This window comes from Aquabacterium sp. (assembly GCF_016195855.1).
In the GTDB taxonomy this organism is placed as follows: domain Bacteria; phylum Pseudomonadota; class Gammaproteobacteria; order Burkholderiales; family Burkholderiaceae_C; genus Aquabacterium.
This window is the reverse complement of the sequence record NZ_JACPYU010000016.1, coordinates 655,939-673,419: the sequence shown is the minus strand read 5'-3', so window position 1 is coordinate 673,419 and position 17,481 is coordinate 655,939. Positions and strand designations below refer to the sequence as shown.

The window sequence follows — 17,481 nt, the reverse complement described above, 5'->3', positions numbered from 1 at the left end:
GAGAAGGTCAGGTTGGTGTCTTCGTTGGTGGTTTGCGCCGTGGGCACGCTGTTGATGGGCGCATCATTGACGGCGTTGACGGTGATGCTCACCACGTCCGTGTCGGTGAGCGTGCCGCCACTGCCGGTGTTGCCCAGGTCGGAGGTGAGGATGGTCAGCGAGGCCGAGCCGTTGTAGTTGGCAGTCGGGCTGTAGCCCATGCCGGCCAGGGCCGTGTTGATGGCGCTGACCGTGCCGGTGAAGGTCATGGTGGAGTCGGCCGTGCCGTCACCCGTGGTGAAGCTCAGGCCCGTGGTGCCTGACAGGGTCAGCGTGCCGTTGGTGACGGTGAGCGTGACCTGCACCGAACTGCTGCCCGCATCCACATCGGCGATCGACACCAGGTTGCCATTGCCCGACGAGAACACCAGCGTGGTGTCTTCGTTGACGCTTTGTGCGGCGGGCACCGTGTTGGTCGGGGCATCGTTGACAGACGTGACCGTGACCGACACATCGTTGTTGGCGCTGGCCTGCCCTTGCGAATTGGTGGCCACGAAACGCACGGTGCGCGTGCTGGTGGACGGCGCAGATGTATTGGTGTTCTGGTAGGTGATGTTCTTCACCAGCGCGGTGACGGCCGCATCGGTGGCGTTGCTGTTGAACGTGATCACCAGGCTGGCGCCAGCGCTGCCGCCCGTGTAGGTGCCGATCGTGGTGCCAGCGTAGGTCACGTTGCCACCGCTGACTCCGATCTGTCCGGCGCCGGTGCCCTGGTTGCGGATGGCCAGCACATCTTCTGCGTTGGTGCTGCCCGCGGTGAACGACACCGTGAGGTTGCCGCCGTTGTAGAGCGTCTGGTCACCCAGGTTGACCGTGGCACTGGTGCCCTGGTCGATCACCTGGGCGGACTGGTCTTCGGTGAAGGCCAGCGTGTCGCCCGACAGGTTGGCGATCACCGGCGCGTTCTGGAACCACACATAGGTGAAGTTCTCGCGGTAGTAGAAGACGGTGTTGTTGTCCAGCTCCGTGACCGCGCCCCAGGCGCTGCCATCCCAGGCCACGAAGTTCAGGTCATAGGCGTTGTCCTGCACGCCCAGCATGATGGTGTTGGAGTACGGGTCCGCATACAGCTTGCTGATGTAGGGGACGTCCGTGCCGCCTACGCTGGGCCCGGTGTTCTCGGCAGACCAGCCGCCGCCACTGGTCCATGTGCGGTAGTAGACGTTCGGGCCGGCTGACTTGCCATATACAGCCAGCAGGTCGCCCGATTGGCTCTCGAACGCGACGGCCATGGTGGCGTGGTGATCAGGCGTGTCCACGCCCGAGGTGGTTGCCAGTTGTGTCGAGCCCCAACTGCTGCCATCCCACACCGCCAGCCAGGTCTCGTTGGCGGCGTCCTTGGCTGCGATGGCAATGCGGTTGCTGCCAGGGTCGGACGCGATGGCCGTGTTGTAGAGGTCAGAGGTCGCGGTGACACCCGCAGGTGCCGTGATCGTGCCCTCGCTGCTCCAGCTGCTGCCATTCCAGGTGCGGTACTGGACGTTGGACGAGTTCGACGCCGAGTTGTCGTACACCACCATCGCCTTGCCGCTTTGCTGTTCGTAAGCGACGTTCAGCTCGAAGTACTGCTCGTTGGTGTTGGTGCCCAGCGCCTGGGCATTGCCCCAGCTGCTGCCGTTCCAGACGATGGCGTACTGGTTGTTCGAGGCCGCGCTGGTCTCCACCGCCAGCATCATCTCGTGGCTATTGGGCTTGGCGGCCAGTTTCATGTGCAACGGCTCGCCGCTGACGGGTGCGGTGATGGTGTTGATGGCCGACCAGCTGGTGCCGTTCCAGGTCGCATACGACAGGCCTGTGGTGCCGGTGTTGCCGTTGTCCCAGACCATCATGGCATCGCCGCTGATCGGGTCATAGGTGATCGCGAAGCTGTCGTAGTTCTGTGCCGAAGCGCCCGGGCTGGCGACAGGTATGGAGATGACCGATGACCACGTGCTGCCGTTCCAGATGCCCGCCAGGATCTTGCCCGATGCGTCTGCCGACCCGATGAACAGGATCTCGTTGCGCGTGGGGGCTTCCGCCGCCGTGATCATCGAGATGTCGTCGCTGAAGCTCAGGCCATCCGTGCCGATGCCGCTGAAGCCGGTTGTGCTCCAGTCCGCATAGCTTTGGTAGAAGCGGTCGTTGTTGTTCCAGATCACGCGGCCGCGCGGCGCATTGGCGGGGGCAACAGCCTGCACTGCTTTAGAGAACTCCGAAGCACCAATGAAGGAAGTCTCCACGTTGGCGATGGCGCTGACCCAGTCGCCCACGCTCACGCCGGTCACGGTCAGCGAGAAGGTGGCATCGCCCGTTCCGCTGGTCGTGGTGACCTGTGCGGCGCCCAGGTAGGTCTTGCCTTGCCCATACCCCGTCGCATCCTTGCTGGTGCTGGCGTACAGCTCGATGTAGATGGTGTCGGGGCCCTGATACCAATCGATCGATCCGGTGATGGTGGTACTGGTGCCATTGGTCACCACCGAGGTGATGACAGGGTAGTTGGTCTGGTAGTTGGGGCCACCATCACCATCGTTGTAGTCGTTGGCGGTCACGCCATCATTACCCAGGTCGACGCCAATACCGGTGTTGCTGTAGATCGAGTTGCGGTAGAACAGGTTGCCATTGCCACCGGCCACCGCGATGCCTGCGCCACCATTGCCCGCAATGATGTTGCCGTCACCCGCTGTCTTGCCGCCCACGATGGTGCCCGTGGCGCTGATGTAGATGCCAGCCTGGGTGTTGCCCAGCAAGGTGACGCCGTCCGCGCCCACGCCGATGTAGTTGCCCTTGATGACATGGGCATTGCTGGTCTCGACATCAATGCCGTAGGCCGTGTTGCCCGAGATGATGTTGCGGTAGCCGCTGCCATTGCCACCGATGGTCGAGGCCGCGCTGGTGCGCACTTCGATGCCCGACCCCGCATTGGCCAGTTTGGCCGTGCCCGCTGCGTTCAGGCCAATGATGTTGCCCAGCACGGTGACGCTGTTGTTAGACGCGTAGACGCCGCCTAGGTCATTGCCCGATATCAGGTTGCCGGCGCCAGCGCTTGTGCCGCCAATGGTGGCCGTCCCCGTGTCGTCCAGGTAGATGCCATAGCGCGTGTTGCCCAGGTCCACCGTGCCGGTCACATCGGTGCCGATGTAGTTGCCCTGGATGGTGACCGCACCGGTGGTGGTGACCCAGATGCCCTCGCGTACATGGCCCGAGATCACGTTGCCCGAACCAGAAGCCGTGCCACCAATCGTCACATTGGTGGCGGAAGTCTCGATCATGATCCCGTAGTTCGGGTTGGTGGTGCTGAACACCGATGTGCCCGCCGCGTTCAGGCCGATGTAGTTGCCCGAGATGGTCGTGCCATTGGCGCCCGTGGCCATGTAGATGTTGTAGCCACCCGGGTTGCCGGAGATCACATTGCGGTCTGCCGCCGTGGTGCCGCCAATCAACGTATTGGCGCCGTAGGTGACGATGCCGGCCGTGGCATTGCCAAAGCCGACGCCCTTGTTGCTGCCATCGGCATTGAAGCTGCCGATGAAGTTGCCCACGATGGTGTTGTTGTCCGATCCCGATTCGACGTAGATGCCGTAAGACGTGAAGTTGCGGATCACCAACCCACGGATGGTGCTGCCATCGGCTGTGTTGGTAAGGTCCAGCCCAAAGGCCGCGGCATCGTTGCCGTCCAGCACAACGGTGTGCACGCCACCGGCCACATAGCCGCTTTGCGTGGCGGCATTGATGTTGACGGCCTGCGTGATCGTGGGCAGCGCACTGGCGGCCGTGATCGTGTACTCGCCATAACTGCCGGTGGCGCCGGTGATGGCAAACGAGATGGTGTCGGTGCCGCTCGTGTTGTTGGCCGCGATGATGGCTTCCCGCAAGGAAATCTTGCCATCGCTGCCTGCGTTGACGGCATTGAGTTGTTCGGCGGTGAAGCTGCTGCCCAGCCCGCTGTCGTTGGTGTCGGCGGTCGTGGTGACCACCAGTGCCGACGACACATCGGTGACGGTCACGCTGATGGTCTGTGTATCGGTCAGGCTGCCATCGCTGGCCTGTACCGTGACCACATAGACGTTGTCGGTGTTGCTGTCAGTCGGGCTCTCGAAGTCTGGTGCACTGACAAAAGTCAGCACGCCTGTGCTGGCGTTGATGCTGAACTTGGCGCCGTCGCCACCGGCCACGATCGAATAGCTGCGCGCGGTGCCTTCCGGATCGGTGGAGGTCACCGTGGTCACGGCGGTCAGCGTCTCGGCCACGCTGATGCTGGCCGTGGCCCCGCCGCCATTGCTGGTGATGACCGGTGCATCATTCGTGGCGGTGACCGACAGCGACGACGTCGCGCTGGCCGTCTGCCCATTGGCATCGGTCAGCACGATCGTGAGGCCGCGCGCGCTTGTGTTGGGTGTGTCCGAGGTGTTGTTGTACGTGATGCTGCGCAGGACGGACTGGTAGTTGGCCGCCGTGTCCGTGCCAGAGAGCGTCAATACGCCAGCCGAATACGAGGCCGTGATGTTGGTGCCCGTGGTCGTGGCGGCCAAGGATTCGGCCGCACCATCCGGCACGGCGCCCAGCGTCACCGTCATGCCCGTGAACGAGCTGGAGCCGCCGGCGGTGATCGTGGCATCGCTGTCTGCCACCTTGACAGCCGGGCTGTTTTCGACAAAGGCGCCGCTGTAGTTGTTGCCCGCCGCACCCGAGCTGTTGTTGGCGTCCAGGTCCATCGAGGGGGGCGTAGGCGGCGTGTAGGTGATCGTCAGCTTGGGGCGATAAGCGAGCGTGCCGTTTTCTGCCGATCCCCAGGCAATCCGAGCCGAATAGCTGCCGTTGTCGGTGTACCAGCCATAGTTGGATGACGGGTTGTTGATCCAGCCCTGCACCGTCGCCACCATATTGGCATTGGAGGCGATGGTGTAGCTGCCGGTGCCGCTCTCGGTGATGCTGCCATCCGTGGTGTTGGAGGCCTCCGTGCCCAGCGAGATGCCCGATCCCATCGAGTCCCAGGTCGAGGTGTCCGACCAGGACACCAGCATGCGGTGGAAGTCGAAGGTCGGGTTGGTGAAAGTGCTGGCGGTCGTGATCTGCAGGGTCAAGGTCACGGCCGTGATGGTCGACCCCGTCGCGATCTGGTTGGCGCCCGTGCCGACCAGGTTGTCAAAGCGGATCAGGGTCTGGGCCTGTCCGCCCGTGCCGTCTTCCCCTGCCAGCAAGGTCGTGGAGGTGCTGAAGTCGGTGTTGTCTGCGATACCCATGCTGGTGTGCAGATAGGTATCGGTGGTGCCGGTATAGCTGTTGCTGCCATCCTGCAGGGTGAGGGAGGCCAGCACGTGGTTCCACTGCGGGAAGGTCGCGCTTGGCTGGAACAGGAAGGACTGGATCACGCCAGCCTGGTATTCCAGCGACCAGTCGCCGCCCAATGTGGCCGCGCCGGTCTTGTTGTCACTGGCGGCCACATCGGCACCGGTCAGCAAGGACAGGTCGTCCACGAAATGCTGGCCTGCAGCGGTCTGGGCCACGTCGCAGCCATAGATCAGGATGTCGGCGTCGGCGGTGAGGGCGCTTTGCCAGCTGCTCAAGGCCTGCAGGTGGCTGGGCAGGGTGGCTTCATTGAGCCAGGTGTTGCCCAATTGCACATTGCCGTCCGAGCCGTGGCTGATCAGGTGCAGGGCCGACACGTCATGGCGCCCCTGCAAGACCTCGGTGATCTGCGCCACACCGTCGCGGTCGGCGTTCAGCCAATGGATTTCCAGGGTGTGCGTGCCATCCTGCTGCGCCAGGATCTGCGACATGAGCGCCTGGGCGTCAGGCACCCGTGCGTCCACAAACACCAGCTCGGTGCTGCCGGTGGCGGTGCGGGCCTGGGCACCCTGTTCAGCTAGTGCGGTTTGCGCGGCGGGTGTCTGAGCTTGCGTCGGCGTCGGCGTCGCCGGTGGCAGCACCTGCTGGATCGCCCCGCTCAGGTCGGCAGCCGGTGTGGCCGTGGGGTCGACAAGCAGCGCGGTGGCGTCAGCGCTGAACAGGATGCGGGGCTCCAGCTCTTCCAGCCGGCCATCAAAGCGCGCCTCGACCGCTGCTTTGGCAGGGCGTCCGAACAAAGCGAGCAGAGACGGGGCCTTGCGCTTCATGCAGCCCTCCGGCCGTGCCCTGCACGGCGCATCGCCTCAACTGACGCGGACATGGACAAACCCCCACCCAGTACACCACGCGGTACCCCAACGTCATCATGGGGTGCACGTTCGGATATTGCGTGTTCCGTAGCGAGTTAAACGCTGTGAAAAGCGTGATGAACTCACGGCTTTTCGGTGTCGCAAGCAAGCTAAGAGAGGCTGGCAGCGGTTTTGGGGCGCTCAAGTGCCCACCTCGATCGGACGAAAACACCCCATGCCCCGCCTTGCCCCTCCCGCATGACCGCAACCCCTTCGTCCCCGCCGTCTGACGACCTGCCCGGCGCGGTGAGGGATGACCATCAGGCCTTGCGCGCTCACGGGCGCAAGCGCTTCTGGCTGGCCGTGCCGTCCTACGTGGGGGTGCTGCTGTTGTTGTGGCTGGGGGCTTATATGGGGTCCGTCAAGCCAGGGGTGGTCTACCTGCTCAGCGGCTCGATCGCGCTGGCCTTGGCTGCCATCTTCGTGGCGGTGCATTTCGGGCTGGCCGTGCACACGCAGGACCCGATGCTGGCCTTCACCCAGTCGTCCTTCAGCATCGCGATGGTGGCCATCGGTTATGCCTTGCTGGATGACCTGCGCAGCACCGCCTTGCTCTGGTTGAGCGTGATCGTGGTGTTCGACCTGTGGCGCCTGCCCAGACGACAGGCTCACCTGGCGATGGGCTTGTGCATTGTCCTGCCCATGCTGGCCACGGTGTCCAGGCACTATTGGCACCTGGTGTCGCTTGACTGGGGGCGAGAGCTGTTCACCTTGCTGATCCTGGCCGTGGTGTTGCCCGTGCTGTATCTTGTGTCGGCTCAGGCGCGCACGACGAGGGCGCGGCACACCCGGCAGAAGCAGCAGATGACCGAGACACTCGCGCACCTGCACCAGTTGTCCATCCGCGATGGCCTCACCGGGGTCTACAACCGCCGCCACATGCTCACGCTGCTGGACGACGAGGTGCGCCGAAGCAGGCGCAGTGGTCGGCCCTTCACCGTGGCCCTGCTTGACCTGGACTTCTTCAAACGGATCAATGACGAGCATGGTCATGCAACCGGGGACGCCGTGTTGCGCGCGTTTGCACAGATCGCGCGCGAGGTCTTTCCCGATAGCGCAGACATGTTCGCCCGCTGGGGCGGCGAAGAGTTCCTGTTGCTGCAGTCCGAGACCAACAAGAGCCAGGCCTGGTCCGCACTGGAGCGCCTCAGGCAGGCTTGTCACGCCCACGACTGGGCACAGTACGCGAGTGGCTTGCAGGTGAGATTCTCGGCCGGCGTTTGCGAGCACCAGCGCCAGGACAGCAGCGAGCACACCCTGGAGTTGGCCGACAAGGCGCTGTACGAGGCCAAGGCCCAGGGGCGAGACAGGGTGGTCGTGCATGGCCCTGTGCTGCAAGCTGTCGTGGCGCCCACCGGCTCACCGCCGCGCGAGCGCCGTGGGCAGGCGGGCGCGGCCAGCCTTGAGTTGAACCTGAACGAAGCGTCGCCATGGACGGCCATGGTGGCGGGCAAGCTCGATGAGCAGCCCGATCCTGAAGAAACCGACACCGCACAGGCTCCGGGCTGGCGTGCACGCCTGCTCACGCTGCTGTGGGGCAGCAACCCCAGGCTGCGTCCTGCCATGTACATGAGCATGTTCGGCATGTGTGTCTACCTGAGCTCCATTGCCGGCTTTCTGTTCTACCTGATCCCGTCGGGTGTGTTGCCCCGGGTGGCGGGCTACAGTTTTGTGGCGCACAACACGTTGGCCATCGTCGTGACCTACACCTTGTTGCGCCTGGGCCTGACGGCCCATTGGCGTGACCCCGCCTTTGTGTTGCCACAGGTGCTGTGGGGTGGGGCAGGGGTCATCATCGGCTACGGCCTGATGCCCTCAACCAGCCCCAGCACCTTGCAGATGGTGTGCGTGAGCCTGGTCTTTGGCTTTTCCAATCTCCGCCCGAAGCAGACACTCTGGGTTGGGCGCTTCTACCTGGCCATGATGCTGGCTGTGCTGGCTGCGCGAGCGTTAGGCGATGCACCTGACTTCAACGCGCGCAAGGAGAGTCTGGAAGTGGCCATGACCTGTCTGGTGCTGTGGATCCTGAGCTTGCAGGCCCACCGCTTCAGCCTCATCCGCGAGAAAGTGCGCGCCGAAAAGAAGGCGTTGCAAGAGGCGACCGAGCGCCTCAGCCAGATCATGATGCGCGACCCGCTGACCGGTTTGTTCAACCGCCAGTACATGCAGGTGCTGCTGGAGCGCGAGTGCGTGCGGCATCAACGCAGCGGCCGGTCCTTCAGTGTGGCGCTGATCGACCTGGACCACTTCAAGGCGGTCAATGACACCCATGGCCATGCCGTGGGGGATGAGGTGCTGGTGGGGTTCGCACAGGCTGCCAAGGCCCACTTGAGGGACAGCGACGTGCTGTGCCGATGGGGTGGCGAGGAGTTCCTGGTCCTGCTGGTTGGGGCCGATCCCGGCGCGAACGGCGTTCAGGCCATGGCCCGGATGCGCTCGGCGCTGGCGGGCACGCACTTGTGCCCCGAGATGCCGGACTTGCAGGTCACCTTCTCCGCTGGTGTCGCTGAACACCTGCCTGCCGAACCGATCGACCGGACCTTGCAACGTGCCGACGAGGCACTGTATGCGGCCAAGGCGGCAGGGCGGGACGCCTGCCGATTGTCCGAGCCGCCACCCCTCGCCCAAGCCAGCCTGCGTGCGCAGGCCTGAAGCTTCAGCGCGGGCCGTTCAATCCCAATGGCGACGGCGGCGCCAGCCCCGATCGTCTGATTCGTCGTCGTCATACGGATCGGGGGCCGGTGCGTAACTGACGGGTGCCACGGTGGCAGGGGCGGCCACAGCCGGTGTCAGCGTCACCTGAAGCGGAATGGATGCACCGGGCTCCTGCGCCATTTGCGTGCTGAAACGCTGGCCCGCGTACTCATAGACCACGCTGTAGGCCACCACACGGTTTTCGTAAGCAGACTGCTGTTCACAACGGCGCACGGTGCTGGCGCTGCCCGGCCGCCCGTCGTTCTCCACATGGTTGCCCACGATGGCGCCGCCAAAGATGCCCAGCCCCGTGGTCAAGGCACGGCCAGAGCCTTTGCCGATCGCATTGCCCATGGCGCCGCCCGCGATGGCGCCCATCAGGGCCCCGGCACCAGACGAGCGTGGCGGCTCCTGGCGCAATTCGTCGTAACAGACCTGTCGGGGCACGGGCACCTGGCCAATCACCGGCGTGGCCGACACGACCTTGGCCTGCACGGTCAGCGAGGTGGTGCTGGGGCTGCCCACCATGTCGCCCACACGCGGGCCGGCGCTGGCAGCGGTCGCCACCAGCAGGGAGCCCATGGCCAGGGCACTGGTGCGGTGGGTGAGCGGGAATCGGGTGTGCATGGTGATCTCCTGGTGACCTGGGCGCACCAGATGGCACGCCTGCAGACTCAACGACCCGGCACCGGGATGGGTCGACCACTGACGCGTGAAGTTTGCGTAAAGACGCCTCAAACCGGCGTAAACCTGCCGGGCAGCCGCAGGCACAGCCTCAGAGCGTAAAATGCCCGGTTTCGTCTCTATCCACCGATTCGACCATGTCCAAAACTGCCAAGCCAGCCCGCGCCGCCAAGCCGGCCAAGGTTTCCAAGGCCGCTGCAACCGCAACTGCGCCTGCTGCCGCTCCCGTGGCTGCCACCAAGGCATCTGCTGCCGGCACTCAGAAAGTCAAGAAAGTTGTCCTGGCCTACTCCGGCGGTCTGGACACGTCCATCATCCTGAAGTGGCTGCAGGACGAATACCACTGCGAAGTGGTCACCTTCACGGCTGACATCGGCCAGGGCGAAGAAATCGAGCCCGCACGCGCCAAGGCCCTGAAGATGGGCATCAAGCCCGAGAACATCTTCATCGAAGACCTGCGCGAAGAGTTCGTGCGCGACTTCGTGTTCCCCATGTTCCGCGCCAATGCGCTGTACGAAGGCGAATACCTGCTGGGCACCTCCATCGCCCGCCCCCTGATCGCCAAGCGCCTGATCGAGATCGCCAAGAAGACCAAGGGTGATGCCATCTCCCACGGCGCCACCGGCAAGGGCAACGACCAGGTTCGTTTCGAGCTGGGTGCCTATGCACTGCTGCCCGGCGTCAAGGTGATCGCACCGTGGCGTGAGTGGGACTTGCTGAGCCGCGAGAAGCTGCTGGCCTACGCCGACAAGCACGGCATCCCCGTGGACTTCAAGAAGCGCAAGGGCGGCGCCCCTTACTCGATGGACGCCAACCTGCTGCACATCAGCTACGAAGGCGGCGTGCTGGAAGACCCGAACTTCGAACCCGAAGCCAATATGTGGCGCCTGACGGTGTCGCCCGAGAAGGCGCCCAACAAGCCGCAAATCATCGAGCTGACCTACGCCAAGGGTGACGTGGTCGCCATCGACGGCGTGAAGATGTCGCCCGCCACCGTGCTGACCAAGCTGAACGAAATCGGCGGCAAGCATGGCATCGGCCGTCTGGACAAGGTCGAGAACCGCTACGTTGGCATGAAGAGCCGCGGCTGCTACGAAACCCCTGGCGGCACCATCTTGCTGAGCGGCCACCGCGCCATCGAATCCATCACCCTGGACCGCGAAGTCCTGGCGCTGAAGGATGACCTGATGCCGCGTTACGCCCGCATGATCTACAACGGCTACTGGTTCAGCCCCGAGCGCGAACTGCTGCAAGGCCTGATCGACAAGAGCCAGGAAACCGTCAACGGCACCGTCAAGCTCAAGCTGTACAAGGGCACCATCCTGGTCGTGGGCCGCGAGTCCAAGACCGACAGCCTGTTCGACGCCAAGATTTCGACCTTCGACGATGACGGCGGCGCCTACAATCAGGCTGATGCGGCTGGTTTCATCAAGCTCAACGCCCTGCGCTTGCGCATTGGTGCCAATGTGAAGGCGGCGCGTGCTGCTGCTGCCAAGCCTGCCGCCAAAAAGGCTGCCAAGAAGCCTGTGGCCAAAAAGCCGGCAGCCAAGAAGGCCGCTGCCAAGTAAGCATGTCTGACAGGCCGGGGCGCGAGCCTCGGCCTTCTACGTTTTTGGAGACCCTCTCATGACCACCACCACTCTGGCCGGCACCGTTGCCACACAAGCCAATGTGTACTTCGACGGCAAGTGCGTCTCGCACACCGTGACCCTGGCTGACGGCGTTCGCAAGTCCGTTGGCGTGATCCTGCCTGCAGCCTTGACCTTCAACACCGGCGCGCCCGAGATCATGGAAACCGTGGCGGGCCGCTGCAGCATCAAGCTCAAGGGCGAGACCGAATGGAAGAGCTACGGCCCGGGCGAAAGCTACAACGTGCCTGGCAACTCCTCGTTCGAGATCAAGGTGGAAGGCGAGCCTTACCACTACATCTGCCACTTCGGTTGAAGCGCCAGGCAAAAGAAAAGGCCGCACACCCGTGCGGCCTTTTGTCTTTGGGGCGTCCAGCACCTCAGGCCGGGGCTGGTCCGGTCAGAACTTGGGCTCCGGCATGTCGTCTGCCGTCATGGGCTTGCAGCTCATGGCGATGGTGCCCAGCGAGTCGTCATTGAAGTCCAGCAACTCGCCTTCGAGCTCGGCCGTCTGGCGGTCCACCGACAGGCGGATGGTGGCCAGGCGCTTGAGGTTGGGCTGCCACACCACCCATTGGCCGTGCACCCAGTCGTTGTAGTAATGGGTGCCTGGCTGCGGCAGCTTGTAGACCATGGAATAGACCATGGGCGAGGCCTTGTACTTCAGGCGTTCACCCACGGGCAGCACATTGGAGCGCTGGATCAAGGCGGTCTCGTTGCTGTCCCGCATGGCGAGATCCAGCGTGGCGGCCTTGCCCTTGCCATTGGCACTGAGCTTGCCCGAGCAGTTCAGGAACAGGTTGAACTCGGCGGCGCCAGCCTGCGCCGCCGCGCACAGGGCCAGCGCGGCCACAGCCAGGTGAGCGAGACGGCGCATCACGGTCATCCTCGCCACCTTACTTCTTCTTGGTCGTGGGCTTGGTGGCGGGCTTGGCGTCAAGCTCCTTGGACGCGGCCGTGTCACCACCTTGAACACCCAGGCGGCCACCGGTACCCAGGCCGCCCTTGACCGTCTGCGCCTTGTAGCGGCGCAGGGCCTTGACCATCTGGTTGTACGAGTCGGCAAAGGCCGCCACGATCACCTTGCCTTGCGGGGTCTTGGCATAACCACCACCGCCACCAAAGCCGCCGCCGCCAAAGGCCGCACCGAACATGCCGAAGTCGAAGTTCTTGGCCGTGCCTTCGGCCGCCGCAATCTGCACGCCCGAACGGTTGTCGATCAGCAGCAGGGTGGTGGAAGCCTCATTGCGGCCCACGCTGCCCGCGATGGCGCCCAGCATGCCCAGCGCCCCGCCGCCACCGAAGGCGCTGCCGCCACCGGTCTTGCCCGAGAACTGGATGGCAGGGCTCATGGTGTAGTCAGCCGCGACCATCTGCCCCTTCTGGAAGTTGCTGCCGGCACGGCTTTCTTCGCCGCGGGCGAACTCACGCTCGCGCATCATGTTGTTGAGGCTCTTGCCGCGCTCGACGATCACGAAGCAGTTGCTTTGCTGGATCATCAGGCGCAGCACGGGCACGGTCGAGCCCAGCTGGTGGTCGCGCAACTGGTAATACCAGGGGGCGTTCGTGTCTTCCTCGATGGCCAGGGTGCCCAGGGTTTCCGGGCAGTTTTCCAGCTGGGAATTCTGGCCATCGGCGCTTTCGCCACCGGCCGCACCGCTGACCACGCCTTTGTTGTCGCCCAGCGTGGGCGCCGTCGAGGCACAGCCTGCGAGCAGGGCCGAAACGACCGCTGCGCTCAGCAGGGAGATGGACCAGCGCGACACGGCGCGCACGTGGGTAGCAGAACGCATGGGCAGACCTCCGAAATTCGATGGCCGCAGTATAGGTCGCACGTCGGTTTTCGCCTCTCCCTAGCAAGGGTGGTTTGTTGCTGGGCGGTGAAGTCGTGTGAAGTCGGGTTGCGCGGCCACACGGCGCCGGGGCATCTCGCTATCCTGCCCTGCAATTTGGCTCTGGATGAGGTTGGGGACGCCGTGATTGCCTGTTTGCTGGTTGAAGATGACGTCGAGATTCGCACGCTGCTGGAGGGCTACCTGGGCGGCTACGGCATGGAAGTGACGGCCGTGGGCACGGCCCAGGCCATGCGCGCGGCGCTCAAGACACGCAGCTTCGATGTCATGCTGCTGGACCTGATGCTGCCCGATGGGCAGGGGCTGAACATCTGCCGTGAGATCCGTGGCAGCAGCGTCATCCCCATCATCATGCTCACGGCGCAGGGTGACCCCGTCAGCCGCGTCATCGGGCTGGAGCTGGGGGCCGACGACTACCTGGGCAAACCTTTCGAGCCGCGCGAGCTGGTGGCGCGCATCCATGCGGTGATGCGGCGCACCCGCGGGACACCCGTCCAGGAGATCAAAGGGTCGATGCCGGTGGCGCGCTTTCAGGGCTGGACCTTCGACCGGGTGAAAAGGCGCTTGACCTCGCCCGACGAGGTGATGGTGGACCTCTCCAGCGCCGAGTTCCGGCTGCTGTCCGTGCTGGTGGACCATGCGGGGCAAGTGCTGTCGCGCGACCGGTTGCTGGAGATGAGCAAATCGCCCGGGGCCACGCTCAGCGACCGCAGCGTGGACCTGACGGTATCGCGCCTGCGCCACAAGCTGCGTGATGCCGGGCAGGCAGGCGGCCTGATCCGCACCATGCGGGGCGAGGGCTACCTGTTTGCCACGCAGGTTCAGGCATGAGCAAGCGGTGGTGGGCCGACACGCTGGGCAAGCGGCTGTTCCTGTTGCTATGGGTGACCCTGGTCCTGAGCCACCTGCTGGGCTTCTGGCTGGCGCACCCGCAGGTCAACGAGCCTGGGCACCGTGATGGTGGACCGGGCCTGCATCCGGGCTGGTTCCTGCCCAGCCTGCCGCCCATCATGGGCCTGCACGGGGTGCCTCCCGGTGGGCCTGATCAGGACCGTCCGCATCTGGGGCCGCCTCCGCACGATCGTCCGCCCTTTGTGGATGCCGATACGGCGCCTTTCCATGCGCCCATGGACGAGCTGCGGCCGGACCACGATCCCGGCCCGTCTCAGGCCGCCCTGCCGCACCATGCGCCGCCCTCCCTGTGGCTGGACTATGCCGCGCGCGTGCTTGTCATGGGGCTGGCCGCCTGGCTGGGTTCACGCTGGTTGACCGCGCCCATGCGCCGGCTGACCCAGGCCTCCCAGGACCTGGAGCAGGCCGTGAGCCGGGGCGGGGCGTTGCCCGTTCTGGACGAACAGCGCGGCCCGCTGGAGGTTCGCCAGACAGCCCATGTGTTCAACCAGATGGCCAAAGGCCTGCACGACCAGTTCGAGCAGCGTGGCCTGATGATGGCGGCCGTGTCGCACGACCTGCGCACACCGCTGACACGCCTGCGCATGCGCCTGGAGAGCCTGCGCCCCGACCCCGTGGCCGAGCGCTGCGTGGACGACGTGAACGACATCAACGCCATGATCGAGTCCGTGCTGGACGTGATGAACGAGGAGCGCCGCCAGGAGGCGCCCCGCAGCGTGGACCTGCTCGCCATGGTCCAGGCCATGGCCGACGACTTGCAGGAGGCAGGTGAGCCCGTCACGGCCAGCGGTGAGCAGGTGACTTTGAGCGTGCAGCCCGTGTCGTTCAAGCGCGTGTTGAACAACCTGGTCCACAACGCCCTGCGTTATGGGCATGCAGCCGACATCCGCATCTCGCGTCAAGCTGGTCAGCCCGGCGAGGTCATCATCACCGTCGATGACCGCGGGCCAGGCATCGCGCCTGATCAGTTGGAGGCCGTGTTCAAACCCTTTGTGCGGCTGGACAATTCACGCAGCCGTGACACCGGCGGGGTGGGGCTGGGCTTGTACATCGCACGCGAACTGGTGCACCGGCATGGTGGCCGCATCCGCTTGTTGAACCGGCCAGAAGGCGGTTTGCGCGCCGAGCTGACCTTGCCGATGCGGTGAGCTTGGTGCCACGGCCTCAGACCACGACAGGCTCGGGTTCCAGCCGGATGCCGAAGCGCCCGTAGACGCTTTCCTGGATCGCGCGCGCCAGGGTGACGACCTCGGCCCCACTCGCGCCGCCGCGGTTGACCAGCACCAAGGCCTGGCGTTCGTACACGCCGGCGCGCCCGATGGACTTGCCCTTCCAGCCGCAGGCGTCGATCAGCCAGCCCGCGGCCAGCTTGTACGTGCCGTCGTCCATCGGGTAGTGGACGATCTCGGGGTCACGGCCAATGATGTCGCGGCACTGCTCTGCCGACACCACCGGGTTCTTGAAGAAGCTGCCGGCGTTGCCGATCACGGCGGGGTCGGGCAGCTTGGCTCGGCGCACCTCGCAGATCCAGTCGAAGATCTGGCGAGCATCCGGGCGGATATTGGCCGTCTCGGCGATCTTGCGCTCCAGTTCCATATAGCCCAGCACCGGCTGCCACGGGCGGGGCAGGCGCAGGCGCACCTTGGTGATCACGCTCTTGCCACCCAGGCGTTGCTTGAACACGCTGTCGCGGTAGCCAAAGCGGCATGTCTCGGCATCCAGCGTGACGGTCCGGCCGGTGATCATGTCCACCGCATCCAGCGATTCGAAGCGGTCTTTGAGTTCCACACCATAAGCGCCGATGTTCTGCACCGGCGCGGCGCCCACCGTGCCGGGGATCAGCGCCATGTTCTCCAGGCCGGGCAGGCCCTGGTCCAGGCACCACTGCACCGTCTCGTGCCAGGACTCGCCAGCGCCAACCTCCACGATCCAGGCGTCGTCGCGCGTTTCCACCAGGCGGCGGCCCTTGATCTCGATCTTGAGCACGCACAGGTCCACGTCCTGCGTGAGCACCAGGTTGCTGCCGCCGCCCAGGATGAACTTGGGCGCACGGCCCAGTTCCGGGTCATTGACCACCTTCTTGACATCGGCCTCGGAGGCCAGGCGCACCAGTATTTTGGCGTTGGCGGGCAGGCCAAAAGTGTTGAAAGCACGCAGGCTCGCCCCTCGTTCGATCACGAGAGAAGAGGGGGATGGGACTGCGGTGGGCGTGTGCATGGCAGAATTTTCGCAGACAAAGGAGAAATTCATGCCCAGTTTTGACACCGTGCTCGATCCCAATCTGGTCGAAGTTCGCAATGCAGTAGACCAGACCACCAAGGAAATCGGCACGCGCTTTGATTTCAAAGGCACCAGCGCCAACATCGAATTCAAGGAAAAAGAGAAAGAAATCACCATCCTGGGTGACAGCGACTTCCAGCTCGACCAGGTGCGCGACATCCTCAACAACAAGCTCACCAAGCGCCAGGTCGACATCCGTTTCCTGGACATCGGCAAGGCCGAAAAAATCGGCGGCGACAAGGTCAAGCAGGTCATCAAGCTCAAGGCCGGCATCGAGGCCGAGTTGGCTAAAAAAATCACGAAGCTGATCAAGGACAGCAAATTGAAGGTTAACGCCAGCATCCAGGGTGATACCGTGCGTGTGCAGGGCGCCAAGCGCGATGACCTGCAGGCGGCCATGGCCCTGATGAAGAAGGACCTGACGGAAGCGCCGCTGACGTTCAACAACTTCCGCGATTGAGCCTGCCCTCGGGCGGTTTCAGCGCGGTTTCGGTATGCAGCTGACAACAAAACAGGGAGATCAGGCTGTGCAGATGGAATCCAGGCAGTTGAAGGTGCGCCTTGCCATCGCTTTGACCTTGGCGCTGGGTGGCGGTGTGATGCCGCTGTCAGCGCTGGCGCAGAGCGTGGCCATGACCGGTGGCATGGGCAGCAAGGCCTTGCTGGTGATCAACGGCGGGGCGCCCAAGGCGCTGGCGGCTGGCGACACCTATCAAGGCGTCAAGGTTCTCAGCGTGAGCGCGGACCAGGCCGCCATCGAGGTGGCGGGCAAGCGCCAGACCGTGCGCCTGGGCGAGGCCCCCGTGAGCATTGGCGGCTCTGGCGGCGGCGCCAACGGCACGCAGATCGTGCTGTCGGCCGTATCAGGGGGGCACTTTGTCACCCAGGGCCAAGTCAACGGCAAGTCCACGCGCTTCATGGTGGACACCGGGGCGACGTCCGTGGCCATGGGGGCCGACGAGGCCCGTCGCATGGGCATCAAATTTGAAGATGGCGCCAAGTTCTATGGCAGCACCGCCAATGGCATGGTGGTGGGTTACCGCGTGAGCCTGACTTCGGTGCGCATCCAGGATGTCGAGGTCTTCAATGTGGATGCGGCCGTTTTGCCCCAGGCCATGCCGCACATCCTGCTGGGCAACTCCTTCCTGACGCGGTTTCAGATGAAGCGCGAGAACGACACCCTGACCCTGACCAAGCGCTATTGATTGCGGGGGATAT

12 protein-coding genes are annotated in these 17,481 nt (G+C 64.4%); 7 read left to right on the top strand and 5 right to left on the bottom strand.

All coding sequences use genetic code 11. The annotated features are described in order from the left end of the window. Positions 1 to 6,131 (bottom strand): DUF4347 domain-containing protein (locus HY019_RS16390; protein ID WP_290694181.1); only part of this gene is annotated, 6,131 nt, incomplete at its 3' end. Positions 6,132 to 6,410: 279 nt separating this feature from the next. Between HY019_RS16390 and HY019_RS16385 the strand changes: the two genes are divergently transcribed. Next, positions 6,411 to 8,864 carry a GGDEF domain-containing protein gene (locus tag HY019_RS16385; protein WP_290694180.1) on the top strand — a complete coding sequence of 818 codons (2,454 nt, stop codon included), beginning with the start codon at positions 6,411 to 6,413 and terminating at the stop codon, positions 8,862 to 8,864. 18 nt (positions 8,865 to 8,882) lie between these two features. Here HY019_RS16385 and HY019_RS16380 read toward each other — a convergent pair whose 3' ends face one another. After that, positions 8,883 to 9,533: a hypothetical protein gene (locus HY019_RS16380; RefSeq protein ID WP_290694179.1), complete on the bottom strand. Its 651-nt coding sequence runs from the start codon at positions 9,531 to 9,533 to the stop codon at positions 8,883 to 8,885. A 194-nt stretch (positions 9,534 to 9,727) separates the two neighbouring features. On the opposite strand from HY019_RS16380, the gene HY019_RS16375 reads away from it, so the two are divergent. Next, entirely contained in the window at positions 9,728 to 11,158 is a 1,431-nt protein-coding gene (locus tag HY019_RS16375; protein WP_290694178.1) for an argininosuccinate synthase, read from the top strand. Between the two features lie 58 nt (positions 11,159 to 11,216). Further along, positions 11,217 to 11,534 carry a pyrimidine/purine nucleoside phosphorylase gene (locus HY019_RS16370; RefSeq protein ID WP_035039303.1) on the top strand — a complete coding sequence of 106 codons (318 nt, stop codon included), beginning with the start codon at positions 11,217 to 11,219 and terminating at the stop codon, positions 11,532 to 11,534. Positions 11,535 to 11,618: 84 nt separating this feature from the next. Here the strand turns inward: HY019_RS16370 and HY019_RS16365 are convergent, their stop codons facing one another. Further along, the gene (locus tag HY019_RS16365; RefSeq protein WP_290694175.1) at positions 11,619 to 12,095 is read right to left on the bottom strand and encodes a hypothetical protein; all 477 of its coding nucleotides are present in this window, start codon (positions 12,093 to 12,095) and stop codon (positions 11,619 to 11,621) included. Positions 12,096 to 12,114: 19 nt separating this feature from the next. After that, positions 12,115 to 13,011 carry a CsgG/HfaB family protein gene (locus tag HY019_RS16360; RefSeq protein WP_290694173.1) on the bottom strand — a complete coding sequence of 299 codons (897 nt, stop codon included), beginning with the start codon at positions 13,009 to 13,011 and terminating at the stop codon, positions 12,115 to 12,117. Between the two features lie 195 nt (positions 13,012 to 13,206). On the opposite strand from HY019_RS16360, the gene HY019_RS16355 reads away from it, so the two are divergent. Continuing rightward, positions 13,207 to 13,902: a response regulator transcription factor gene (locus HY019_RS16355; RefSeq protein WP_290694171.1), complete on the top strand. Its 696-nt coding sequence runs from the start codon at positions 13,207 to 13,209 to the stop codon at positions 13,900 to 13,902. Beyond that, a complete protein-coding gene (locus HY019_RS16350; protein ID WP_290694169.1) occupies positions 13,899 to 15,131 on the top strand; it encodes an ATP-binding protein in 1,233 nt (410 codons plus the stop codon). The genes HY019_RS16355 and HY019_RS16350 overlap by 4 nt, the downstream gene beginning before the upstream one ends. 16 nt (positions 15,132 to 15,147) lie before the next feature. Here the strand turns inward: HY019_RS16350 and murB are convergent, their stop codons facing one another. Next, entirely contained in the window at positions 15,148 to 16,200 is a 1,053-nt protein-coding gene (gene murB, locus HY019_RS16345) for a UDP-N-acetylmuramate dehydrogenase (protein ID WP_290694167.1), read from the bottom strand. A 31-nt stretch (positions 16,201 to 16,231) separates the two neighbouring features. Here murB and HY019_RS16340 point away from each other — a divergent pair, with 31 nt between their 5' ends. Beyond that, positions 16,232 to 16,723 (top strand): YajQ family cyclic di-GMP-binding protein, encoded by a 492-nt coding sequence (locus tag HY019_RS16340; protein WP_290694165.1) that lies wholly within the window; start codon positions 16,232 to 16,234, stop codon positions 16,721 to 16,723. Positions 16,724 to 16,796: 73 nt separating this feature from the next. Beyond that, a complete protein-coding gene (locus tag HY019_RS16335; RefSeq protein WP_290694163.1) occupies positions 16,797 to 17,468 on the top strand; it encodes a TIGR02281 family clan AA aspartic protease in 672 nt (223 codons plus the stop codon). Positions 17,469 to 17,481: the final 13 nt, after the last annotated feature.